This window comes from Pectobacterium zantedeschiae, assembly GCF_004137795.1.
Lineage (GTDB): Bacteria > Pseudomonadota > Gammaproteobacteria > Enterobacterales > Enterobacteriaceae > Pectobacterium > Pectobacterium zantedeschiae.
This window is the reverse complement of sequence record NZ_NWTM01000001.1, coordinates 1-26,351: the sequence shown is the minus strand read 5'-3', so window position 1 is coordinate 26,351 and position 26,351 is coordinate 1. Positions and strand designations below refer to the sequence as shown.

Annotated in this window: 15 protein-coding genes; 5 read left to right on the top strand and 10 right to left on the bottom strand. The window is 52.8% G+C overall.

Annotation, left to right across the window (positions count from 1 at the left end; all coding sequences use genetic code 11):
* Nucleotides 1–430 precede the first annotated feature (430 nt).
* A complete protein-coding gene (gene paeY / locus CLR69_RS00120) occupies nucleotides 431–2,089 on the top strand; it encodes a pectin acetylesterase PaeY (RefSeq protein WP_129711991.1) in 1,659 nt (552 codons plus the stop codon).
* Between the two features lie 102 nt (nucleotides 2,090–2,191).
* Complete coding sequence (pemA, locus tag CLR69_RS00115; protein ID WP_129711992.1) at nucleotides 2,192–3,298, top strand: pectinesterase PemA; 1,107 nt, start codon at nucleotides 2,192–2,194, stop codon at nucleotides 3,296–3,298.
* Nucleotides 3,299–3,476: 178 nt separating this feature from the next.
* Here the strand turns inward: pemA and glnB are convergent, their stop codons facing one another.
* From glnB to purL, 5 genes are all read right to left on the bottom strand, one after another.
* On the bottom strand, nucleotides 3,477–3,815 hold the full coding sequence (glnB, locus tag CLR69_RS00110; protein WP_005970202.1) for a nitrogen regulatory protein P-II: 339 nt from the start codon (nucleotides 3,813–3,815) through the stop codon (nucleotides 3,477–3,479).
* A gap of 136 nt (nucleotides 3,816–3,951) precedes the next feature.
* Nucleotides 3,952–5,289: a two-component system response regulator GlrR gene (gene glrR, locus CLR69_RS00105; RefSeq protein ID WP_129711993.1), complete on the bottom strand. Its 1,338-nt coding sequence runs from the start codon at nucleotides 5,287–5,289 to the stop codon at nucleotides 3,952–3,954.
* A complete protein-coding gene (gene qseG, locus CLR69_RS00100; RefSeq protein WP_129711994.1) occupies nucleotides 5,286–6,122 on the bottom strand; it encodes a two-component system QseEF-associated lipoprotein QseG in 837 nt (278 codons plus the stop codon). The genes glrR and qseG overlap by 4 nt, the downstream gene beginning before the upstream one ends.
* Nucleotides 6,123–6,157: 35 nt before the next feature.
* Nucleotides 6,158–7,594 carry a sensor histidine kinase gene (locus CLR69_RS00095; RefSeq protein WP_129711995.1) on the bottom strand — a complete coding sequence of 479 codons (1,437 nt, stop codon included), beginning with the start codon at nucleotides 7,592–7,594 and terminating at the stop codon, nucleotides 6,158–6,160.
* 702 nt (nucleotides 7,595–8,296) lie between these two features.
* Complete coding sequence (gene purL, locus CLR69_RS00090; RefSeq protein WP_129711996.1) at nucleotides 8,297–12,184, bottom strand: phosphoribosylformylglycinamidine synthase; 3,888 nt, start codon at nucleotides 12,182–12,184, stop codon at nucleotides 8,297–8,299.
* Between the two features lie 216 nt (nucleotides 12,185–12,400).
* On the opposite strand from purL, the gene mltF reads away from it, so the two are divergent.
* A complete protein-coding gene (gene mltF, locus CLR69_RS00085) occupies nucleotides 12,401–13,909 on the top strand; it encodes a membrane-bound lytic murein transglycosylase MltF (RefSeq protein ID WP_129711997.1) in 1,509 nt (502 codons plus the stop codon).
* A 136-nt stretch (nucleotides 13,910–14,045) separates the two neighbouring features.
* Here mltF and tadA read toward each other — a convergent pair whose 3' ends face one another.
* The 3 genes from tadA to murQ all read right to left on the bottom strand — a co-directional run bounded on the left by tadA (nucleotide 14,046) and on the right by murQ (nucleotide 16,336).
* The gene (gene tadA / locus CLR69_RS00080) at nucleotides 14,046–14,567 is read right to left on the bottom strand and encodes a tRNA adenosine(34) deaminase TadA (protein ID WP_129704995.1); all 522 of its coding nucleotides are present in this window, start codon (nucleotides 14,565–14,567) and stop codon (nucleotides 14,046–14,048) included.
* Between the two features lie 173 nt (nucleotides 14,568–14,740).
* The gene (gene yfhb, locus CLR69_RS00075; protein WP_129704993.1) at nucleotides 14,741–15,379 is read right to left on the bottom strand and encodes a phosphatidylglycerophosphatase C; all 639 of its coding nucleotides are present in this window, start codon (nucleotides 15,377–15,379) and stop codon (nucleotides 14,741–14,743) included.
* Nucleotides 15,380–15,409: 30 nt separating this feature from the next.
* Nucleotides 15,410–16,336: an N-acetylmuramic acid 6-phosphate etherase gene (murQ, locus tag CLR69_RS00070; RefSeq protein ID WP_129711998.1), complete on the bottom strand. Its 927-nt coding sequence runs from the start codon at nucleotides 16,334–16,336 to the stop codon at nucleotides 15,410–15,412.
* Nucleotides 16,337–16,626: 290 nt separating this feature from the next.
* Here murQ and lapG point away from each other — a divergent pair, with 290 nt between their 5' ends.
* Entirely contained in the window at nucleotides 16,627–17,316 is a 690-nt protein-coding gene (lapG, locus tag CLR69_RS00065) for a cysteine protease LapG (protein ID WP_129711999.1), read from the top strand.
* Between the two features lie 9 nt (nucleotides 17,317–17,325).
* Complete coding sequence (gene lapD, locus CLR69_RS00060; RefSeq protein WP_129712000.1) at nucleotides 17,326–19,278, top strand: cyclic di-GMP receptor LapD; 1,953 nt, start codon at nucleotides 17,326–17,328, stop codon at nucleotides 19,276–19,278.
* Nucleotides 19,279–19,451: 173 nt separating this feature from the next.
* On the opposite strand, the gene CLR69_RS00055 is transcribed toward lapD, so the two are convergent.
* Together CLR69_RS00055 and CLR69_RS00050 are read right to left on the bottom strand one after the other, a co-directional pair.
* Nucleotides 19,452–19,796 (bottom strand): tryptophan synthase subunit beta, encoded by a 345-nt coding sequence (locus CLR69_RS00055; protein ID WP_129704985.1) that lies wholly within the window; start codon nucleotides 19,794–19,796, stop codon nucleotides 19,452–19,454.
* Between the two features lie 65 nt (nucleotides 19,797–19,861).
* Nucleotides 19,862–26,351, bottom strand: a 6,490-nt coding sequence (locus tag CLR69_RS00050; protein ID WP_131534983.1) for an Ig-like domain-containing protein, incomplete at its 5' end; no start/stop codon positions are given.

Here is a 26,351-nt window from a genome sequence, read left to right as displayed (position 1 = left end):
AAACATCGCCTTCCCAGAAACACTTTATTGATCACAATTTTATGTGCCGATACACGGGTACTCCGCTAAAAAAGAGGTGGGTCACAAAAAAACACACATTATTAAAATAATATTTCATTTTTAATGAATATCTATTTCACCAAAGAGCTCTACGTTTATATCCTAAATAATTCGAGTTACAAGAACGCTGCGTGCAGCGGCCCTTTAGAGCGAGGCTACGATGGGTCGAGTTTTTGAACGCTGCTAACGCACATGCAATGTGAAGAATGACGGATATAGGTATCGCCCTTAAATCGGCTTGGGTGCACAATGCAAGCCCCAACATTTCTCTAAAGGGCGTGACAAGAACGATAAAAAACAGCGGCCTTACTTTGATAATGCTTGGATTCATTAACTGTTTTCGATTAATCAACAAGGGATATGTCTCACCATGGCAAAACGTTTTTCAGAAAGTGTAGCTTTAGCTCTGATACTTTCCGCCCCTTTCACACTGGTACATGCTAAAACTCCCGCAGCCGCACACCAGACTGCCGCACCAGAAAGCATTAAATTGTTGTCAGGTTCAACGCTGGGTGAAAAAACGGGATTATCCGGGAGTGTCACCGCACGGGATATTCATCTGCCTGCCACCATTATTATCAGAGACCAACAGGGTCAGAAACGGCAGACACAGACCGATGAGCAAGGAAAGTATCACCTTGATATTTCTGGCCTCACGCCACCGTTACGGCTTTTAGCCATCGAATCCGGTGGTAACAACTGCCTGCTGAATAATATTTCTCGTGCAATTTGTTTGTCCGCCGTCGCCCCTTCATTGCATGACGGCAAAGAAAATATCGCCAATATCAATCCGCTGACTGACCGTATTACTTCAGATATCGCGGTGGCGGCAGGCTACATTGGTCCACAGCAGTTAACGGACGACACGGCATCACCAAAACTGGATGCTACAGCCTGGAAAAAAGCCTACGCCGATTTTCATGCGGGCTTTAATGATGCGTTAAAACAGGTGGGTATCAGCGCCCCCACACGCTTCGATCCCCTGAGCTATCCCGCCGCTCAGCAAGACGCTGTCACCAAAATCGTCAGCGTCATTAACCATAACCGCAATTATCACAACAACACCGGCTACTCCGGCCATACGGTACTAACTGACAGCGCGTTCCATCCGATTGTTGGCCTGAACGATAAAGGCGACTATGAACCACTGGACTATCGATCTGCCCGCCAGAATCTGGATGCGATTCAGAAAGCGCAAACGCGTATTTTCATCGTCGGCGACTCAACCGCAGCCACTTATGAAAAGGGACGCTTCCCACGCATGGGATGGGGACAGGTTTTTGAACAACAATTCAGTAAAAATAGCGGCGTAAAAGTCGTCAATGGCGCACGTTCAGGCCGTAGCTCACGTGACTATTTTTACGAAGGCTGGTTCCGCCAGATGCAACCCCTGATGAAAGAAGGTGATTTCCTGTTTATTCAGATGGGACACAACGATCAGAACTGCAACGGTGCGAAAGCAGTACGCGGTCCCGCTGATGTCGCTAACCTCTGTACTTACCCAAATGATGCGGCAGGGAAAAAACAGGCACCGCAGGGGAAAGCTGACATGTCATTCCAGACATCGCTGGAACGCTACATCACCTTTGCCCGTCAGCACAAACTCACACCGGTTCTGCTGACCCCAACCACTCGGGTCAAAACGGCTGAAGGCAAAGAGGGCACACCAGCCGTACATAGCCACTTCACCAAACAAAATTCAGAAAATGGTTATGCCTTCATCGGCGATTACAGCCAGACCATCAAAGACACGGCAACGGATAACAAGGTGATTTTACTGGATGTTGAACCTGCTACTATCGCGCTGGCGAATCAGGGCAACAGCGATCATTGGAAACAATACTGGCTGGCGATCGATCCCAAGAAATACCCTTTTTATCGCGATCAGGCTGGTAGCCTAAGCAAACCGGATACCACACATTTTCAGAAAAAAGGCGCTATTGCTGTGGCAGGCATTGTTGCTGACGCCATTCGGCAGGAACCCGCTTTAGCATCGCTGGCCGAAAAAACGGCCAGCAAGCACAAGTAGTCATCAGTCAGGCAAAACGATAAGACAGACCCACGCGCGGCGCTACGTAGCCGCGCGTTATAGCCCCTCCCCTTTTCCCTTACCGATTACAGGACGCTGGACATGATAAACGCCTCACATCTCTACAAGACGTTGACCTTAGCCATGTTAATTTCCTCACCTTGGGCGTTAGCACAGGCAGCCGACTACAATGCGCTGGTTTCCGCCAATGCAACGGATGCAAAAGCCTATAAAACCATCACTGAAGCTATCGCCAGCGCCCCGGCAGACAGCTCTCCATTTGTTATCTATGTGAAAAATGGTGTGTACCATGAACGCCTCACTATTACACGTCCCAACATTCACCTACAGGGAGAAAGCCGTGACGGTACCGTGATCACCGCAACCACCGCGGCTGGTACGCTCAAACCTGATGGCAGCAAATGGGGAACCTATGGCAGCAACACGGTGAAAGTCGATGCTCCCGATTTCAGTGCCCGTTCACTGACCATCAGCAACGATTTTGATTACCCTGCCAATCAGGCAAAAGCGAATGAGGATCCAACCAAATTAAAAGACTCGCAGGCCGTTGCATTATTAGTTGCCGAAAATAGCGATCGCGCATGGTTTCATGATGTCAGCCTGACGGGTTATCAGGATACGTTGTATGTGAAAGGTGGACGTAGCTTCTTCTCAAAATGCCGAATCAGCGGCACCGTTGATTTCATCTTTGGCAACGGCACTGCGCTGTTTGACGATTGCGATATCGTCGCGCGCAACCGTACCGACGTAAAAGATCAGCCTCTTGGCTACCTCACCGCCCCCAGCACTGACATTAAGCAAAAATATGGTTTGGTTATTATTAATAGTCGGGTGATTAAAGAGAAAGACGTCCCGGCGAAAAGCTATGGTTTAGGCCGCCCTTGGCACCCAACGACCACCTTTGAGGATGGTCGCTACGCCGATCCTAACGCTATCGGCCAGACTGTATTCCTGAATACCAGCATGGATGACCACATCTATGGCTGGGACAAGATGTCAGGCAAAGATAAACAAGGTGAGAAAATCTGGTTCCATCCGCAGGACTCGCGCTTTTTCGAGTATAAATCCAGTGGTGCAGGAGTAGAGAAAAACGATCAGCGCCGTCAGTTGAGCGAGGCGGAAGCGGCAGAATATACTGCAGATAAGGTGTTGGCGGGTTGGGTTCCGACTGCACCTAAAGGGAAATAAATGTAACGAAGCCAGCCTGATACAGGCTGGCTTCTATACTCGTCATACTTCAAGTTGCATGTGCGTTGGCTGCGCTCACATACCTGAGTAAGCCCATCGGGACTCCCTCACTTTCCGCCAGCCTGAAACCCGAATTATTTAGAGTATACAGCGATATTGACGGAGTAAGGCGAAACGATTAAATCGCTTCCTCGTCTTCTTCACCGGTACGAATACGGACAACACGTGCCACATCAAAGACAAAGATTTTGCCGTCGCCGATTTTTCCCGTCTGTGCGGTCTGCGTGATAGTTTCAACACAGGTATCAACGATATCATCCGATACGACAATTTCGATTTTTACTTTCGGCAAAAAATCGACCATGTATTCTGCGCCACGATACAGCTCTGTGTGGCCTTTCTGACGACCAAAGCCTTTCACTTCCGTTACCGTCATCCCTGTAATGCCCACTTCAGCTAACGCTTCACGTACATCGTCCAGTTTGAACGGCTTAATAATCGCATCAATTTTCTTCATGGAGGAACCTTTGTGTTATCTATGTTGCGGCCAAAGCCGAGCATCAGCGAGTAAACAGCATGTCAGAACTCAGGCAGACAATCTATATCCGTTATACTTTACGCTGCTTGTACTTTGGCTGCCCGCTCTCTCAGCACTAGTCTTTAAAATCGTTGGCATCCAGCTCGTGGCGGCCCAACAGCTTATAAAATTCGGTTCGATTACGCCCGGCCATTCGTGCCGCCTGCGTCACGTTGCCTTTGGCTATCTGTAATAATTTCCGCAAATAGTTAAGCTCAAACTGATGCCGCGCTTCAACAAACGTTGGCAGCGCGGTGTTTTCACCTTCCAGCGCTTGCTCAACCAGCGCATCGCTAATCACCGGTGCGCTGGTCAATGCCACACACTGTTCGATGACATTCACCAACTGGCGCACGTTACCCGGCCAGCTTGCCGTCATCAAGCGCTTCATCGCATCGGTTGAAAAGGTGCGCACAAAAGGCTTGTGACGATTGGCAGATTCACGCAACAGGTGGTTTGCCAGCATCGGGATATCTTCAGCACGTTCATGCAGTGCTGGCAGCTTCATATTCACCACGTTGAGCCGATAATACAGATCCTCGCGGAATTCGTTTTTTTCCATCGCCTTCGGCAAATCACGATGCGTGGCGGAAATAATCCGTACATCAATGTCCAGATCGCGGTTACTACCCAGCGGGCGGACTTTTCGCTCCTGCAAAACACGCAGCAGCTTAACCTGTAAAGACAGTGGCATATCGCCGATTTCATCTAAAAACAGCGTCCCGCCTTCTGCCGCCTGAAAAAGCCCTTCACGGCTGCTGACCGCGCCAGTAAACGCGCCTTTCGCATGACCGAACAGTTCCGACTCCAACAGAGGTTCCGGCAGCGCCCCGCAGTTAATCGCGATGAAGGCTTTTTTCGCTCGCGGGCTTGCTGTATGAATCGCCTGAGCAAGCACCTCTTTCCCGGTTCCGCTCTGACCATTAATCAGCACGCTGACGTCCGACTGTGCGACCATTCTGGCCTGTTCCAGCAGGCGCAGCATAATTGGGCTGCGCGTCACGATAGTTTCGCGCCAACTCTCATCACCCGCCGGTGCGGACAGCGCCAGCGCTTCGTCTATCGCTTTGTAAAGCGCATCACGGTCAACAGGCTTCGTGAGGAAGCTAAATACCCCCTGCTGCGTAGCCGCAACCGCATCGGGGATAGACCCATGAGCGGTTAAAATGATCACCGGCATCCCCGGCTGATAGCGCTGAATTTCGGAAAACAGCGCCATGCCATCCATCTCGTCCATACGAAGATCGCTAATCACCAGATCGAATGTCTCACGCGTTAACAGACGCAGTGCTTCCTGGCCGCTCTCCGCCGTCATCACGCTAAATCCTTCGCTGGTCAGACGCATTCCCAACAGTTTTAGCAGGCTAGGGTCATCATCCACGAGCAATAAACTCGCCGTCTTTCTGGCTGTCATTGTCTTGTTGACTCCTTCTTCGTCGTCGGTTTGTCCGTATGTGACTCCATCGGCGGCGTATAGGTATCATCCGTATCCACGGGTTCATTTCTGGATTTCGCTGCCGAATTGCGCGAGCCGTCTTTATTCGCACCCGCACCACTGCGACGTTCGGTATCGTTATCCGGCATCTCTCCCGACAGCTGCTTACGGGACGACAGTTGACGCTCAATATCCGTCAGATTTTCCAGCTTCTGCGTGGTTGTTTCTAACTGGTATTGCAGGTGATTTTGCTGTACACGCAGGGCGTCTAGCTGTTTGTCGCTGGATTCTTGCAAACGCTTATAGCGCAGGCGTTCATCCGACAGCGCCAGAAACAGCGTTTGTCTGTCACGCCAGGTTTGCATCAGAGGACGCAGCGCTGCTGGGAAAGCCAGGCGATATAAATTGATCTGTTCCAACACCTGACGCCGCTCAGCCTGAGTAATCCCGGCATTATCCAACAGAATACCCTGCTTAAATACGCTATCCCAGTTGTCACCCGCAACCTGCCCGGCTTCCTCACGGGCCTGGAATTGCGTCAACCGCCCAGCACAGTCCATCGCCCGTAACCAGTAAAGCGCGTTGTTCATGGATTCACGATCGTCTATCTGCCAGAGATGCTCGCATTGCGCGATACGGAAATCAGCAACCTGCTCTTTCGGCGGTGTAGCTTCTGCTTCTAGCAACGCGGTGCCGCTGTTCACATGGCTATTGCACCCAGCCAAAACGAGTGGCGACGACATGACCACCGCTCTCAACAAACGGGAAAATCTTCTATTTGCAAGCCATCCCTTCATAAATCCTACATTCATTATCTATTCATTCTCGGATTTTATTCATTATCGAACTATTCGTTATCGGACAATAAAGGCAACTCGATGCGGAAACATACATCAGCATAATCAACGGTAATGAGGCTCAGCTCACCGCGCATACGACGAATGCAATCACGCGCGATGCTCAGCCCTAATCCGCTTCCCTTGACTGCACCACGGCGCTGATGACTTCCCTGATAAAAGGGTTCGAAAATCATGCCCCGCTCTGCATCAGGAATCGGCGTACCACTGTTGGCAACATCAATTTGAACGCGATTGCCAATCTGACGGCTATAAATCCAAATGTTACCGGATTCCTTACCGTAGTGCACCGCATTGGAATAGAGATTATCAATCACTCGCATCAACAGCGTCGTCTCCGCCCAACAGTGCTCGACGGCCAGCGTCACATCGGTATGAATCATTTTAGCGCGGGCAGGCAGACTATGGGACGATACAACAATATCGACGATCTCTTCGATTTCAACGCGTTCCAGCTCGGTCGGCGTATCCGCAAGCTTGCGATTATAGTCGAGCAGTTGATCAATCAGTTGTAGCAGGTGACGGCTGCTGCTATCGAGGATATCCACAACCTCTTTCTGATCGGCAGTCAGCGGGCCAACCACTTCATCTGCCAGCAGTTCGGTGCCTTCCCGCAGGCTCGCCAGCGGCGTCTTGAGTTCATGGGAAATATGGCGCAAGAATTCATGCCGCTGCGACTCCAGCCACGATAGACGCTCGCTCAGCCAGATAATGCGTTGCGCCAACGTCCGAATCTCACGCGGCCCTTTGAAGGTGCTGGTGTTACCCAACGAGCGCCCTTCCCCAAGGCGGTTAATCATCCGCTCGACGCCATTAACTGGGCCGATAATCATTCGTGTAAAGAGAACCACCAGCAGCACGCTGACCAGGAATAGCAATAGCGCCTGCCAGCCAAAGAACTGGCCACGTTCAGAAATAGCCTGCTGGAGTTGTTGGCCACGGGAAAAAACGACGTCACGCGTCACCTGTACCATCTGCCCATTGGCACGGGAAAAACCTTCCAACAGGCTGGATGCCGTTTGTTCCGGGCCACTGTTATGGCAGCGTATTTCGCCTAGCTGAGTAAGGAGTTGACGTAATGTCTGATAATAACGGGGATCGGGGAGCACCTGCGCGTGGGAATCCAGCATTTGCGAATACTGTTTACGCTGGTTCTGGTAGAGCGTCGCCAGCGTCTGATCGTCCAATACGCAGTATTGCCGGTAGCTACGCTCCATCGCCAACGCGACGCTGGTCATCGCCTCACTGCGGCGGGCATCCGTCAGCGTTGTCCGGTTGATATCTGCCGCCTGTTCGCTCAGCATGTTCAGACTTTGATAAGCCTGATAAGCCAGCACCAACAGCGGCAGCAGTACCAACAAGAACGCCATAATTACTAATTGCCGCAGGGAACGCGGGAATAAACGCCATCGTTTCAAAGAAATCATCTCGTTACCTATCAAATCCGCTCTGATGCTAACTGAGTCTTACAAAAGTTCAACGTTTTCTCTTACGGCATGCGCAACGCTTCGCAATACGACATGAATACCAATGTCACGCCGTAGACAGTGACGCCGTAAAAAATCAGGGGATTCTCTGGGAGATGTGATGGAGTAATAAAGCATCACGCGGCCAGAAGAATCGCTCCCTCTGGCCGCGTAACTGAATAGGCGGTGCCTCACTCAACGTGTCGTCCGATGCTTGATAAAGTTCGTTTTCACGCTCTGTTATCGGTCTGGTGGACGATAGGCACCCTTTCTTTTGGCATCATTCCAGATGTTATGAGCGAAAATGTTTGCCAGTTCGCAACGCAATCATAACCAGTTGAATGAGCAACACTGACTATAAAGCACTTATCATGCCAACTTGGCAAAACAAAAATCAAATACATGATTTTTAATGGCTTTTAAATTAAAACCCACTAAAAAACAAAGTACCAAGAACGCAAATAACGAAAATACACGTCAAAGAGACAATTTATGTCGCTAAAAACAGACAGCTTTATGACAAGGTCACGCCAATCATAAAAATCAAATAGTTAAACGTCTCCAATTAGAGACATCGAAAAATCAGTTCGTCGCAAAAAAGCGACAACCCAAGAAAACAGACGTAAAAAAGGGGCCAAAGCCCCTTTTCCTCACAAAGTTAACTCAGCCCAGCTGTCTGCGCGCATTGCGGAACATACGCATCCACGGGCCATCCTCGCCCCACTCTTCAGGGTGCCAGGAGTTACTGACGGTACGGAACACTCGCTCAGGGTGTGGCATCATGACAGTTGCACGGCCGCTGGTGCTGGTCACCGCCGTAATACCGTTTGGCGAGCCATTCGGGTTAGCCGGATAATTCTCGGTTACCTGACCGTAGTGGTTGATATAACGCAGGGCCACCAGACCGTGCTCTTCAAGCGCCGCTAAATGCGCATCGTCGCGGACTTCAACTTGTCCTTCGCCGTGTGAAACAGCAATAGGCATACGCGACCCTGCCATGTCGTTCATGAACAGAGACGGGCTTTTCTCCACTTCGACCAGACTGAAGCGTGCTTCAAAGCGATCGGATTTATTACGGACAAAACGCGGCCAGAGATCGGCCCCCGGAATCAGTTCACGCAGGTTAGACATCATTTGGCAGCCGTTACATACGCCCAGCGCCAGCGTCTGTGGACGCAGGAAGAATTCAGCGAATTCATCACGCACGCGAGAGTTGAACAGAATGGATTTAGCCCAACCTTCACCCGCCCCCAGCACGTCACCATAAGAGAAACCACCACAGGCAACCAACGCCTGAAAATCCTGCAAGTTACGGCGATTTGCCAGCAGGTCGCTCATATGGATGTCGATGGCATCAAAGCCCGCGCGGTGGAACGCCGCCGCCATTTCTACGTGGGAGTTCACCCCCTGCTCACGCAGGACAGCCACTTTAGGCCGAACATTCTTAGCGATATAAGGCGCGGCAATATCTTCCTTCGGATCGAAGGTCAGCGATACATTCAGACCGGGATCGTTATCATCCTGTCTGGCGATGTGTTCTTGGTCAGCACACTGTGGATTATCACGCAGGCGCTGCATCTGCCAACTGGTTTCAGCCCACCAGCGGCGTAGCGTCGAACGGCTCTCCTGATACACCGCTTCTGCACCCTGATTGATGGTGAAACGCGTTCCCTCTTCAGCCTGACCGAGGTAATGCACACAGTCCGCCAAACCATGCAGAGCCAGAATAGCTTCCACTTCAGCACGACGCGCTGCCGGAATCTGAATAACGGCGCCAAGTTCTTCGTTAAATAGCGTCGCCAGCGTGTCCTCACCCTGAGACGCGATATCGACAGTGATACCGCAATGGCCAGCAAAGGCCATCTCCGCCAGCGTCACAAGCAGGCCACCGTCTGAACGGTCATGGTAGGCCAGAAGTGCCTTAGCAGCGACCAACTCTTGGATCGCATTAAAGAAGCCCGCCAACTGCTCTGGACTATGAACATCTGCCGTTTTACGACCCAACTGGCGATAAACCTGTGCCAGCGCCGTTGCGCCCAGCGCTTTATTACCTGCCCCCAGATCAATCAGCAGCAGCGCATTATCCTGACCGGTACGCAACTGTGGCGTTACCGTGTTACGCACGTCCTCTACACGGGCAAACGCAGAGATCACCAGCGACATCGGCGAAGTAACCGCGCGATCTTCGCCTTCTTCCTGCCAGCGGGTTTTCATCGACATGGAATCTTTACCCACCGGGATCGTCAGACCCAATGCTGGACACAGTTCCTCACCCACGGCTTTCACCGCATCGTATAGGCCGGCATCTTCGCCCGGATGCCCTGCTGCTGCCATCCAGTTTGCGGACAATTTCACTCGGGTCAGCGGGCCAATATGCGTGGCGGCAATGTTCGTCAACGCCTCACCCACGGCTAAACGCGCGGAGGCTGCGAAGTTACGCAACGCGACCGGTGCACGCTCGCCGATAGACATCGCTTCACCGTAATAACTATCGAGGCTGGCAGTAGTCACTGCACAGTCAGCCACTGGCACCTGCCATGGCCCGACCATCTGATCGCGCGCTACCATACCGGTAACAGAGCGGTCGCCGATGGTGATCAAGAAGGTTTTTTCCGCAACAACTGGCAAGTGCAGTACACGCTCGACGGCTTCGGCCAGATAGATTTCATCACGCTGTAGCGGCGTACCTGCTACCTGTTTACGCTCAACATCACGCAGCATCTTCGGCGTTTTGCCCAGCAGCACATCCAGCGGTAAATCGATAGGTTTGTTGTTGAAATGACGATCGTTCATCGTCAGATGCAGCTCTTCCGTCGCTTCACCAATCACCGCATAAGGTGCGCGCTCACGGCGGCAAATCTCATCAAACTGGGACAACTGCTCTGGGGCAACCGCCAGAACGTAGCGCTCCTGCGATTCGTTACACCAGACTTCCAGCGGGCTCATGCCCGGTTCATCGTTCAGAATATCGCGCAGTTCAAAGCGACCACCGCGACCACCGTCGCTCACCAGTTCCGGCATTGCGTTAGACAAACCACCCGCACCGACATCGTGAATGAACAGAATCGGGTTGGCTTCGCCTAATTGCCAACAGCGGTCGATGACTTCCTGACAGCGACGCTCCATTTCCGGGTTATCACGCTGCACAGAAGCAAAATCCAGATCCGCATCGGATTGACCCGATGCCATGGAAGAGGCAGCGCCACCGCCCAGACCAATATTCATGGACGGTCCGCCCAGCACAATCAGTTTAGCTCCGACGCTAATTTCGCCTTTTTTGACGTGATCGCCACGGATGTTACCAATGCCGCCTGCCAGCATGATCGGTTTATGGTAACCGCGCAGCTCTGCTCCATTGTGGCTATCGACACGCTCTTCATAAGTACGGAAATAGCCAGTCAGTGCAGGACGGCCGAATTCGTTGTTGAATGCCGCGCCGCCCAATGGGCCTTCAGTCATGATATCCAGCGCGCTGACAATACGATCTGGCTTACCAAACTCTTCTTCTTCCCACGGCTGAATAAAGCCAGGAATACGCAGATTCGATACAGAGAAGCCCACCAGCCCCGCTTTCGGTTTGGATCCACGGCCTGTTGCGCCTTCGTCACGGATTTCACCGCCGGAGCCAGTTGCTGCGCCCGGCCACGGTGAAATTGCGGTTGGGTGGTTATGTGTTTCAACCTTCATCAGGATATGTGCGTCTTCCTGATGGTAATCATATTGCCCATTGGCATCGGTGTAGAAACGGCCGACGGCGGAGCCTTCCATGACGGCAGCGTTGTCTTTATAGGCAGAGAGAACGTGATCGGGTGTGTGTTCAAAGGTGTTTTTGATCATTTTGAACAGTGATTTCGGCTGAATTACGCCGTCGATCACCCAATCCGCATTAAAAATCTTGTGGCGGCAGTGCTCAGAATTCGCCTGCGCGAACATATACAGTTCGATATCGGTCGGGTTACGGCCCAGATTGGTGAAAGCTTCTAGCAGGTAGTCAATTTCATCTTCTGCCAAGGCCAGCCCAAGACGAACGTTCGCCTCTTCCAGCGCCTGACGCCCTTGCAGCAGAATTTCGATGCGCTTGAAAGGCGCAGGTTGATGATGAGAGAACAGCGCTTCGGCCTGTTTCAGGTCGCTAAATACGCTTTCCATCATCCGGTCATGCAGCAGTGCCCCCAGTTGCTGCCACTGCTCGTCGTTCAACGTAGGCGCATGAATATAGAAAGCCAGACCGCGCTCCAGACGCAGTACTTTGCTTAATCCACAGTTATGGGCGATATCGGTGGCTTTGGAAGACCACGGTGAAATGGTGCCAGGACGTGGCGTCACCAGTAACAGATGACCTTGCGGCTCGTGCTCCGCGAGAGAAGGACCATACTTCAGCAAACGTGTCAGTTTGGCCTGTTCATCGTTGTTCAGCGGAGCGCTGACATCGGCGAAATGTACGTATTCAGCATAGATATCGCTGACCGGCAAAACGTGCTCTTTGCAGCGGACCAGCAATTTATTAATACGAAAAGCCGATAAAGCAGGTGAACCACGCAGTATTTCCATAATCTAAAGTTCTCTCGTCTTCGATGCACTGGCTGCGATACAGCCATTGGGCACAACAGGGGGGAAACGCGCGTATTATAGAGAATCCTTCCCTCGGACGAAACCGTTTGCGTGGCGATAATTTCACTTCGCATCCGCCGAATGATTAATCGGTGACCAAATCAATAAAAGTTGCACACTGGCGGTTTGTTAAGCAAAATGCCCCCACTCTGGGAAATGACGTATAAAAAAACTGCCGTTACAGACAGCCTGGCCACGCGGCCGCCGAGAGATAACTATTTGAAGCCTTTAAAATTAAATTATTTTTTCATCGGGATTATCACGTTACTGCTGGCGTTAGCGCTATGGCCTAGCATTCCCTGGCGCAGTAGCCAGGATGTACAGCTCAGGCAGATCCTCTCACGCGGTGAGTTGCGTATCAGCACCGTTAACTCACCGCTGACTTATGCAATGAGCAACGGATCCCCGACAGGTCTGGACTATGAACTGGCAAAACGTTTCGCCGATTACCTCGGCGTCAAGCTGGTGGTCTCGTCACGTAAGAATCTTGACGAACTGTTCGACGATCTGGACGGTGACGATGCGGACCTGCTGGCTGCCGGGCTGATTTACAATCACGAGCGTCTGGAACGTTTCCGTGCTGGCCCGACCTACTACTCTATTTCCCAACAGATTGTCTATCGCCTCGGATCGCCCCGCCCAAAAACGCTGGATAAACTGCAAGGCCGTCTTGTTGTTACGTCGGGCTCAGCCCATGCCGCTACCCTACGTGATTTAAAAGCAGAGAAGTATCCGCAATTAAGTTGGGAATCCGCCTCCGATCAAAGCACGCAGGAATTACTGAAACAGGTTGCCGACGGCAAACTGGACTATACGCTGGGTGATTCGGTCACCATTGGCTTGATGCAGCGTATTCATCCACAGCTCGCCGTCGCCTTCGATCTCAGCGATGAAGAACCCGTCACCTGGTATATGCGCCGTTCCCACGATGATAGTCTGTCCGCTGCGCTGCTGGATTTCTTCAGCCAGATTGCCGAAGACGGTACGCTCGCGCGTCTGGAGGAGAAATATCTCGGTCACGTTGGTGAATTTGACTATGTTGACACCACTACGTTCCTAAGCGCGATTGACGAAACGCTGCCGGACCTGCGCCCGCTGTTTGAAAAATACGCCACCGATATCGACTGGAAACTTCTGGCGGCTATCTCCTATCAGGAGTCACACTGGAACCCGATAGCGACCTCTCCTACTGGCGTACGCGGACTGATGATGCTCACACGCAACACCGCAGAAAGCCTGAACGTCACCGATCGCGTTGACCCAGAGCAAAGCATTCGCGGCGGCGCACAATATATGTCGCATATGATGCAGAAAATGCCGGATACCATCCCTGAGGATGAAAAAATCTGGTTTGCGCTAGCGTCCTACAACATGGGATACGCTCACCTGCTTGATGCGCGCAAATTAACTGAAAAACAAAAAGGTAACCCAGACAGCTGGGTGGATGTGAAAATGCGCCTGCCGATGTTGAGCCAAAAGCGCTATTACACCCAAACCACCTACGGCTACGCGCGCGGACACGAAGCCTATAATTATGTAGAAAACATTCGGCGTTATATGGTGAGTCTGGAAGGTTACCTGATAGAAAAAGAAACCAAGTCGCAGCAGCAGACGCAGATTGCACAAGGTTATCCAGCGGTTCCTCTCACCAAAGTACCGGAATAACAGCGTCGTAATAGGGCTGTATAAGGAAGGAAAAAACCTGCTGCTGGCGACTTCAGCCGCACTTTAGGAGAAACACGGGAGATAAGGTTCCCGCAGGGACACCTCGTCTCGTGGTCGCTCTATGTATCTCGGTTTTTCAACGATCGGCATTACGTTCCTGCGCGGCGTTTTTCTCCGCGGCACGACGGGCTTTATGCTGCTCACGGCGCAGACGGAAGAACGCGCTGAGTGTCGCAGAACATTCATCAGCCAAAATACCTGATTCAATTACGATTTGATGGTTCATACCGGGATGACGCAGAATATCCACCAGCGACCCCGCCGCCCCCGTCTTCTCATCTGACGCACCGTAAACCAGACGACCGATACGGCTGTGTATCATCGCGCCCGCACACATGATGCACGGTTCCAGTGTGACATACAGCGTCGTCTCCAGCAGGCGGTAATTCTGCAACACCTGCCCTCCCTGCCGCAGCGCCATAATTTCCGCGTGCGCGGTAGGATCGTGATGCCCTATCGGCCGGTTCCACCCTTCACCAATCGCTTCGTTATCCAGCACCAGCACTGCGCCAACAGGCACTTCGCCTTCATCCTGAGCACGCTGAGCCAGCGCCAATGCATAGCGCATCCAGTATTCATTATCACGCAGGCTACTCACGTTTCCTCACTTATACCCGTAATACTTCAAACTGCATGTGCGTTGGATACATTCGCTCTCTTGCCGCCTTCCTGCAACTCGAATTATTTGGGGTATAGAACCTATATCAGTAGGCCCTTATCATTCACATTTTGGCGGCGCATTATACCTATCTGGATGGCGAATTGAAGGTGTTACTCCAACTGTTGCAGACTGCCTTCGGGCGTCACCCGCCAGCGGTGCTCGCAAAAATAGAGCAGTGGGTTGTCCTGTTTGCTGTCGCTGTAACCGCTGTAGAGCTTGAGCGGCGCGCCCAGACGCTGCTCCATCTGCGTCACTTTTTCATGCCCGAGACAGCGTAGCGTTAATACCCAACCGCCGTAGCGGCGTGTAATTTGGCTCCCCATCAGGCGAACGCCGGGCAGAAAAGGCGAATCATGGTAGACCAGTTCAACCAGTCGCTGTGGCGATCCAGTCACCAGCCAGACCTGCGCATCACTGTCTTCAAGATAGTTTTTCAACCGCTGCTGAACCTGAGGAAACGGTATGACATCGCGGCGAAATACGCTGACGAACTGCTTTTCAAGCTGAATGAGATGGTCTTCATTACGCCCAAAAGTAATCGCCCACAGCAGCCAGCTCATCGGCCAGCGAGCCGCCCGACCGCGTATCAATAATCCCATCCCAATAACGGGTAAAAGCGGAATAACCAGGACGAGGTTTAACGGCAACCGACGAAGCAAGAAACGTAAAAAGCTGCCAAACATGTCCTGCTGATGCAACGTGCCATCCAGATCAAAAAAAACAATGCGTTGCTCTCGCTTATCACTCAAAACGGTTCTCCCGATTACACCCAAATATTCTTATTCGCCAATTAACGCCTCACGCAGATAGCCGTTGTGTTTTTTCAGGCGTTCACGCGCAGCTTCCACATCAATATTAGCCAGAAGCATCAGAATCGCTGGCTTAACGTCGTTATCCGACTGCACCAGCGCCTGCCGCGCCCTATCCCACTCTGCTCCCGTCGCGTCAACCACGATGCGACAAGCACGATCAAGCAGCTTCACATTGGTTGCCTTCACATCAACCATCAAATTCTGGTACACCTTGCCCAGCTTAACCATTACACCAGTAGAAATCATATTCAGGACTAATTTTTGCGCCGTTCCCGACTTCAACCGCGTCGAGCCCGTTAGTGCTTCTGGGCCAACGACAGGGGAAATCGCGATTTGTGCTTCCTGTGCAATAGGTGAATGCGGGTTGCAGGAAATCGCCGCTGTCCGGCAGCCAACCTCGCGTGCATAGCGCAATGCACCAATCACATACGGCGTCCGGCCTGATGCCGCAAGACCGATCACCATATCGGTAGCCGTTAAACTCAGCGCTTTCAAATCCGCGGCACCGAGTTCGGGATCGTCTTCCGCACCTTCTACCGCCTTAAGTAACGCTCCCGGCCCGCCAGCAATCAGGCCAATCACCAGCCCATGCGGTACGCCAAACGTCGGCGGACACTCAGAGGCATCCAATACGCCCAAACGGCCGCTGGTACCTGCCCCCAGATAGATGAGCCGCCCACCTGCCTGCAACGATGCCGTTGCCAGATCGACAGCGTCGGCAATCGCAGGTAAAACCTGCGCAATGGCTTCAGGCACTTTCCGGTCTTCCTGGTTAAATACGTGCATCATCTCCAGCGTAGAGAGCTGATCCAGCGTCATCGTTGCCGGATTCCGTGTTTCGGAAACCAACGTCCCTAAGTTAAGGTTCTCTCTATTCACTACGCCTGAACTCATTCTGATACCTCATGCTCTATGTCAGCGTTCTTTCAACGTTTTTCACACGCCGATGACAAACCCCTATTTTCACTACTATACCCCAAATAATTCGAGTTGCAGGAAGGCGGCAAGAGAAGGAATCCCGATGAGCTTACTCAGGTAAGCGATTCGGGTGAGTGAACGTAGCCAACGTACATACAGCTTGAAGTATTACAGGTATATACTGCTTTTGAGACCTATGAAAGTAAGCTATTCTGCATCGAATTCACTCTACACATTCATCTCGCAAGGTAAGCAGAAAAACCTCAGTGCAACTCTCCAGGTTCAGAATCTCCAGTTACAAGCTCTTGTTTATTAGCTGTCTGCTGTTTCTGCTGGCGGGCTCGCTGCGTGCGGACTGGGATTTTATTACCATTAATCAGCGTACCGAGCAGCTTTATGGCCCGGCAACGCCCGATGCTCGCCGCCGGATAGATGAATGGCAGGCGCTGTTGGTGAATTCTCGTAATAAAGATGAAAAGACGCTACTGAGTAGCGTGAACCAGTTTTTCAATGACCGAATGCTGTTTCGCGATGATATCGTCGTCTGGAATCAGGAGGATTACTGGGCAACGCCGATTGAGGCGCTACGCAAAGGGGCCGGGGACTGCGAAGATTACGCACTCGCCAAGTATTTTACCCTGCGGCATTTAGGCGTCTCTGCGGACAAATTGCGCATCACCTACGTTAAAGCCCTGCGTCTGAATAAAGCGCATATGGTGGTTACCTATTACCCCACACCAACGTCTATTCCGCTGGTGCTGGATAATCTGACCGACAAGATCCAACCCGCGACAGAGCGCAACGATTTAGTTCCGGTGTACGCCTTTAATGGCGGTGGTCTCTGGCTACCGGGAGCAAGCGGCAGCAATAAACGCGTCGGTGACAGTAAACGACTTTCACGCTGGCAGGATGTATTAACCAAAATGCGTGCCGAAGGGTTTTCAATTGAGGAGTAAGGGTAGGCTATGTCTCTATACAAACAACTACTGATAGCCATCTGCCTGTTTGTGCTAATTATTTTCAGCGGGAGTTTTTTCGTCAGCCTGGAAAATTCGCGTGAACAGTACAATAACCAGCTTCACTCTCACGCACAGGATGCCGCGACCGCGCTCGGGCTTTCTCTAACACCGAATATTGATGACCCCGCAATGGTGGAGCTGATGGTCAGCTCAATTTTTGACAGCGGTTATTTTTCCAGTATTCGCGTGCGAGATTTAAAAACCGGCAACGTCACACTGGAACGCACCGCATCGCCGGATATCCCTGACGTACCGCTCTGGTTTGTCCGGTTAGTGGACCTTCAGCCCGGCGCTGGTGAAGCTATTGTGATGCGCGGTTGGGAACAGGCAGCAAAAGTTGAAGTGGTCAGCCACCCGATGTTCGCGGTAACCCGCCTGTGGCGCAGCAGTACCGCAACCTTCCTGTGGCTGCTTGGCTGCGGCACGCTGGGTGTACTTATCGGCGCATTATTCCTGCGCCGCCAGCTACGCCCGCTCGACTATATTGTCGATCAATCGCTGGCCATTACCCGACGTGAATTTCTTAGCCAGCCGGATTTACCCAATACACCCGAATTCCGCCGCGTCGCGCAGGCGATGAACCTGATGGTCAGCAAACTTAAGACGCTATTTGAAGAGGAAGCAGAGCGGAGCGAGCGCTTACGTCAGGAAGCCTACCAGGATCCACAAACCGGACTGAATAACCGCCGTGCGTTTGACATGCAGTTCAACGACAAACTGGCTGACGAAGAAACCGCTCCCGGCTTCCTTATTATGATTCGCGTGCAGGATCTGGCGGGGATGAATCAGCGTCTGGGCGGTCAACGTACCGATGCACTGTTAGCCTCCATCGGGCATATACTGCGCCAAACGCAAAAACAGCATACCAATACAGAGAGCCTACTGGCACGTATCCGCGGTGGGGAATTTGCGCTGTTCTGTCCAGGTCTGGTCGATAAAGAAGCCTATGCGCTGATTGGCGAGCTGATGCGCAACATTGAAACCTTGCATCTGACAGGCGAAACCGATGTCTCCCCTGTCGCTCAATTCGGCATGGTGCCTTTCCGCCCTGGCGACACCGCACAATCCCTGTTTATTCAGGGCGACCAAGCTCTCACGCGCGCCGAAAGCAGCACGGACACGACCGCACCTCATGAGATACCGTTGGTTGGTACGGAACAGATCGAAACCGATCGCCATATGTGGTTTAACCTGCTCGATCCTATCCTTGAGCAAGAGCGCTTGCAGCTTTTCCTGCAACCCGTCGTCGCGTGTGACGATCCCAGTCAGGTACTCCATCACAAGGTACTGGCTCGTATTCAGGATGAGCAAGGGAACAGCATCGCAGCGGGTCGATTCCTGCCGTGGATTCAACGCTTTGGCTGGGATACTCGCCTGGACCAGACCATGCTACGTGAAGTACTGGACTATCTCCGCCAGCACGACGGCAACCTCGCACTAAGTTTGTCTGGCACCACGGTTCTGAATCTTCATCTGCTCGCCGATCTGCTTGCTCCACTGAAGCATCAGCCTGAGGTCGCCAGACGACTCATTCTAGAACTGGATGAAAATCAATTGCCAGACAGCACTCAGTTGGAAGCCTTAATCAAGCTGTTGAATGAACATGGTTGTGCGCTGGGGTTACAGCATTTTGGTGGGCGCTTTAATATGATTGGCAACTTGTCCCAGTGGGGGCTGGCTTACCTGAAAGTCGATGGCAGCTACATCCGTAATATCGACCAGGAAGGCGATAAGCAAATGTTTATCGAAGCGCTGTATCGCGCCACCAACAGTATTGCTCTACCACTCATCGCCGAACGTGTTGAAACCGCGGGTGAACTGAAAGTGCTTCAGGAAATGGGATTACAGGGTGCAATGGGACGGCTGCTGGGTGAACCGATGCCAGCGGTTAGAGCCTGACGCGTCCTCTTTAACTCAAACTCACTATGTTTAACTCCCCCGGCTTCTCTCTTATATAGATGAGAAGCCGGGACGTATTGAGAGGTAGAGAACGCGATAAACAGCGTGAGCGATTGAACAGGACGTTAAGGCATCATTTCTTCAAGGTATAATGTCTTCAAAACATGGTCTATTCAGAACATGGTCTCTTCATCGTCGCCAATCAGCTTGTTCAGTCCACCATTCAACGCTTCACGCGCCTGCGCGCGGTTGATCAATTTCAGCTGCGCTGCCTGAGGGAAATCGGTAATGCTGACGACGCCTTTTTGAATCAAAACCTGAATTAAATCCTCCAGCACGCGGACCATTTCCAGATCGCTTTGCCGCAGTTGCTGCAAGCTGGACATCGCCGCCTGATGGCTGCGGCACCAGGCCTGCGCCTCGCGCGAATCATCAGGCAACTCGCCATTCATTTCAGGAAAAGGGCTCTTTTCTACCTTCATCAGGTGGCCATCACTGTCGCGCTGGATATAAAACATTCTCGGAGCCCCTTAAGTTTTTTGATAGAGAAAGGAGCCAAATAGGCTCCTTTTCCTCTTTCCTGTCAGCTAGATGGTTCCGGTTTGCTAACCAGACTCTCCAGCGACGGTAATGCACCGTTATAATGTTCCAACGTAATTGACACCGCAACCGTTCCGCCTTTATCCGCTGTAAAGTTCCCTGCTGTGCTAACTTCAATCGTCGGCGAGCCGTGATTATCCGTGATGCGAATATAGCGGCTGATATCGGTTCCTTCCTCCAGTTCACCAACCAGATCGCTTAAATCAATCCGGTCACCCTCTTTAGCATTAAAGTCTTTGATCACATCATTGCCGATATCACCAGCCAGCCATTTAAAGGTATCCGCGCCAGCCCCGCCGATAAGCGTATCACCTCCAGGGCCACCGATCAGGATGTCATCCCCCGCACCACCGTAGAGCAGGTCATTACCTTCTCCGCCAATCAGCGTGTCATTTCCACCTTGGCCGAAAAGAATATCATTCCCTGCTCCACCGTTGAGTATGTCATTGCCATCTTTCGCCGACGACAGATCGAACTCCGCACTGTGCGTGGCAATATAACCATGCATCTCTTTCGCCGTTGGCACGCCTGTTTGCATACCTAACTGCTTGCCGATGTAGTTCTGCAACGCGGTGATACCATTGCCGTCGATATTAGGGAACGATACAACATCGCCGAACAGAATGTCGTTCCCCAGCCCGCCATTTAGCTGATCATTACCGGCATGTATCGACTCGCTGCTGCCCAAAATCGCCTTATTCAGGTTAGCAGGATCAATATGATCCTGAACCACGCCATCAGTGTCATAGCGCTTCAGCGTATCGCCATTTAAATCAGCACCAATGCCGATCGCTTCAATCGTCGACTGCTTCTTCAGCAAATCGAAGGCCTGAGCCGCATTCGTGTTGCTGACATCGCGGTTACCTGAATTATCAACCCAGTACCAATTGCCTCGGTAGTCCTGCGTCCAGTAGCTACTGTTATTACCCACGCCGCCCAGGGAGGAAATTTCATACGTTCCATCCCCCTGCGCGTGTACTTGCCCAATGACCGTGCCTACGACTTTATTGCTGCTATTGCTCCAAGAATATTGATAGACGTTCCCTTTGCCATCAATGACTTCACGCACAGCACCGCGCACATCCATAGAATAAGACTGCCCAGGCTTGTAAGCGATATTGTCAATATTCAGCGACTGCCACCAGTCACTCACGCGCACTTCATTGGCTTCATTGGTCTGGTAGTAAGTTGGCTCACCGTCGGTAATGAAATAGGTCAGGTTATTACCCACATTTTTCTGCACGGTGTCGCTTTGGAACCAGTTAGCGGTCGTCTTGAATACATCTTCATAGTTGGTACCACCACCAGCAGAAGATCCGCCCACCATTGAATTCAATACGGCAGTCAGCTTGTTAAGTGCATTGGTGTCGTTCAGATTGACGGATACGGTTTTACCCACCTGCGTATCAAAGTCCGCCAGGAAAACGTTCACCGTGCCAGAATTCACGCCAGCAGCACTGTTGATCAGACTTTTGAACACATTGACCAATGACGTACGCGTATTATCGATATCCGTTGACGACATGCTGCCTGATGAGTCGACCATAAAGGCAATGTTGTAATTCTGCCCTTCAATGATCTGCAAACCGGATACATCCGCGACCATCACATCATGGCTATGCGTACCAGACATGTTGTCATCGCCTATCGTACCGACGCTCATTCCATACTGTTCAACGCCTCCGGAAGAGTATCCGGTCGCCGTATCGTGATTGGCGATTTCTGTCGATGTCGCCTGCGCGACCACGTTGAATTTACCCGCATCGACCGGCACTTCGAGCGTAATCTTTCCAGCCAGCGTCAGTGCATTGTTGGCGTTCTTGATAACGTACGATCCATCATCACCAACGGTATACGTCACATTGTTAATGTGGTCAGTCAGCACCGTTCCTTTCGGAATCCCCGTGAGCGTAATCCCTGACAGGGTTTCACTACCGTCACGATCGGTGAGAGCAGCCGAGACATCAAGCGTATGCGTCTGTGTTCCTGCCTGACCGGGCACTTTTTCCACCGTCGCACTGTTGGTGCCCGGAGTGTAGGTCGTGCCGTCGCTATAGATCACACCTTCAATATTGTTGCTAACCTGCGTTGTAAACGAACCGGATTTGCCGCTGCTATCGGTATAGTTAACCTTTAAGCCATCCAGCGTATTCACCGACGTGTCCTGATTATTGTTCGTGCTGTAGGTCGCGTTATAGGTATAACCTGTCTCTTTCATAACGAACACATAATCAGAATGCGCACTACTGCCGTTATTCGTCCTGTTACCGTTGAATGAATCCAGATCGCGGTGATCCTTACGATCGGCCGCCCAGTCGCTCTGCCGATAGAAATAGCCGCTGGTAGAGTGCACCACGAAGATATCGCTGTAGCTACCGTCACCGCTAGTATTGCCCTGACTGTAATACGCCACCTTACCGGTGCCGACCACGGTAGGTACCGGATCCCCCTCGGTCAGCCAGACGCGAACACCGCTACCCACTGCGATGATTTTCCCATCTTGTACGTCGAAGCCACCGTTGGCGCTACCGCCATTCACCTTAATAATTTCCGAAGAGGTCGCCGTCGTGGCACCACTGGTGATGCTCAGACTCACTACTGGTGCATCGGCTACTGGCGTAATGCCAATATGCAGCGCGGCTTTATCGCCCGCATTCCCTGCACTATCGACAGGTCGATACGCAATGTCACCCAGCGATGCGCCAGAAACATTAGTCGCAGGTGTAAAGCGCAGGTCGGTGTTACCAGCCGTAAAGGTTTGGCCAGCGGTGACGGCTTTCCAACTCCCGCTGTCATTAAAATAGAGCGTGCCAACGCTGGCTGGTGGCAGAGACGAAATCACGATGCTTGTGGTATCACTCGATACGCCCAGATCGCCCCAGCCAATATGCAGCGGTGTGTCTTCTGTACCCGACACCGTATTGTTATGTGCGACAGGCGGCGTAATATCCATGATCGCCTGACTGTTATCATGAGCCTGATTACCTGCGGCATCGGTCGCTGTTGCCCCTGCGGTAATCTTGCCCTCCGCTAACGTGCTCAAATCGACATTCGTCTGCCATTTTCCGTTTGTTACTGGCACGTCATGCAGCGTAACCGACTTACCGTTCACATCGGTAAAGACCAGATCGACCGTCTTCTCGTTGCTGGTACCACTGATTAACGTGTTTTTCGACTCACTCTGGCTGACATAGCCATCGTTACCGGCAAAATTCGTAATATCAATTTCTGGAGCGATGGTATCCACCGCGTATGCATGATGGGTGTTCGCCGTGGTGACGTTACCCGCCGTGTCGCGGGTCGTCACCGTGGCACTGACATCGCCATTGGCGGCCAGTACCGATCCCGGCACACTGACGCTCCAGGTTTTGCCGTCCGCATTCACCGTGGTCTGGTAGGTCTCGTTGCCGACTTTTACCGTCACCGCATCGCCGGCCCTGACGTCGTTATCGACCTTACCGGTCACCGCGATGGTCTGGCCGGATTCGGCCGCATTAATCACGTTATCGCTGGTGACATTATCGATAGTAATCGACGCGGTAGGTGCCACCGTATCCACGCCGTAGGCGTGACTGGTATTGGCGGTGGTCACGTTGCCTGCCGGATCGCGGGTGGTGACGCTCGCACTGACATCGCTATTCGCAGCCAGTACCGAACCGGGAACATTGATGCTCCAGGTCTTGCCGTCGGCATTCACCGTGGTCTGGTAGGTCTCGCTGCCGACTTTTACCGTCACCGCATCACCGGCCTTGACGTCGTTATCGACCTTGCCGGTCACCGCGATGGTCTGGCCGGATTCGGCCGCATTGATCACGTTATCAGCCGTGACGTTATCGATTGAGATAGACGCGGTAGGTGCCACCGTATCCACACCATAAGCGTGACTGGTGTTCGCCGTCGTCGCGTTACCCGCCGCATCACGGGTGGTGACGCTCGCACTGACATCGCTATTCGCAGCCAGTACCGAACCCGGAACACTGACGCTCCAGGTTTTGCCGTCCGCATTCACCGTGGTCTGGTAGGTTTCCGTGCCGACGTTCACCGTGACCGCATCACCGGCTTTGACGTCGTTATCGACCTTACCGGTTACCGCGATGGTCTGGCCGGATTCGGCCGCATTAATCACATTATCAGCCGTGACGTTATCGATTGAGATAGACGCGGTAGGCGCTACCGTATCCACACCGTAGGCGTGGCTGGTATTAGCGGTGGTCACATTGCCTGCCGGATCGCGGGTGGTGACGGTCGCACTGACATCACTATTCGAAGCCAGTACCGATCCCGGCACCGTGACGCTCCAGGTCTTGCCGTCGGCATTCACCGTGGTCTGGTAGGTCTCGCTGCCGACTTTCACCGTCACCGCATCACCGGCCTTGACGTCGTTATCGACTTTACCGGTTACGGCGATGGTCTGCCCGGATTCGGCCGCATTAATCACGTTATCGCTGGTGATATTATCGATAGTAATGGCTGCCACCGGCGCATCGGTATCCACACCGTACGTGTGATTCGTGTTCGCCGTGGTCGCGTTACCCGCCGGATCGCGGGTGGTGACGCTCGCACTGACATCGCTATTGGCGGCCAGTACCGCCCCCGGCACATTCACGCTCCAGGTTTTGCCATCCGCATTCACCGTGGTCTGGTAGGTCTCGCTGCCGACTTTTACCGTCACCGCATCACCGGCCCTGACGTCGTTATCGACCTTGCCGGTCACCGCGATGGTCTGGCCGGATTCGGCCGCATTGATCACATTATCGGCGGTGACATTATCGATGGTAATCGACGCGGTAGGTGCCACCGTATCCACACCATAAGCGTGGCTGGTATTGGCGGTGGTCACGTTCCCGGCCGTGTCGCGGGTGGTGACGCTCGCACTGACATCACTGTTGGCAGCCAGTACCGAACCGGGAACATTGACGCTCCAGGTCTTGCCATCGGCATTCACCGTGGTCTGGTAGGTCTCGCTGCCGACTTTCACGGTAATGCTGTCACCGGCCTTGACGTCGTTATCGACCTTACCCGTGACCGCAATGGTCTGGCCCGATTCGGCCGCATTAATCACGTTATCGCTGGTGACATTATCGATTGAGATAGACGCCACCGGCGCATCGGTATCGACACTATAGGTGTGATTCGTGTTCGCCGTCATCGCGTTCCCTGCCGCGTCGCGCGTCGTCACGCTCGCACTGACATCGCTATTCGCAGCCAGCACCGAGCCCGGCACATTGACGCTCCAGGTTTTACCGTCCGCATTCACCGTGGTCTGGTAGGTCTCGCTACCGACTTTTACCGTTACCGCATCACCGGCTTTGACGTCGTTATCGACCTTACCCGTTACCGCAATGGTCTGGCCCGATTCGGCCGCATTAATCACGTTATCAGCCGTGACGTTATCGATTGAGATAGACGCGGTAGGCGCTACCGTATCCACACCGTAGGCGTGGCTGGTATTAGCGGTGGTCACATTGCCTGCCATGTCGCGGGTGGTGACCGTGGCACTGACATCACTATTCGCAGCCAGCACCGCGCCCGGCACATTCACGCTCCAGGTCTTGCCATCCGCATTCACCGTGGTCTGGTAGGTCTCGTTGCCGACTTTCACCGTCACCGCATCACCAGCCCTGACATCGTTATCGACCTTACCGGTTACCGCGATGGTCTGGCCGGATTCGGCCGCATTGATCACATTATCGGCGGTGACATTATCGATGGTAATCGACGCGGTAGGTGCCACCGTATCCACACCGTAGGCGTGGCTGGTATTGGCGGTGGTCACGTTCCCTGCCGTGTCGCGGGTGGTGACCGTGGCACTGACATCGCTATTCGCAGCCAGTACCGAACCGGGAACATTGACACTCCAGGTCTTGCCGTCGGCATTCACCGTGGTCTGGTAGGTCTCGTTGCCGACTTTCACCGTCACCGCATCACCAGCCCTGACATCGTTATCGACCTTACCGGTTACCGCAATGGTCTGGCCGGACTCGGCCGCGTTAATCACGTTATCGGCTGTAACGTTATCGATTGAGATAGACGCGGTAGGCGCTACCGTATCCACACCATAAGCATGACTGGTGTTGGCCGTCGTAACATTGCCTGCCGTATCACGGGTGGTGACCGTGGCACTGACATCACTGTTGGCAGCCAGTACCGCCCCCGGCACACTGACGCTCCAAGTTTTGCCATCCGCATTCACCGTGGTCTGGTAGGTCTCGCTACCGACTTTTACCGTCACCGCATCACCGGCCTTGACGTCGTTATCAACCTTACCGGTCACCGCGATGGTCTGGCCGGATTCGGCCGCGTTAATCACGTTATCGCTGGTGACATTATCGATTGAGATAGACGCCACTGGCGCATCCGTATCGACACCGTAGGTGTGACTGGTATTGGCGGTGGTGACATTGCCAGCGGTGTCTCGGGTGGTGACGGTCGCACTGACATCGCTATTCGCAGCCAGTACCGAACCGGGAACA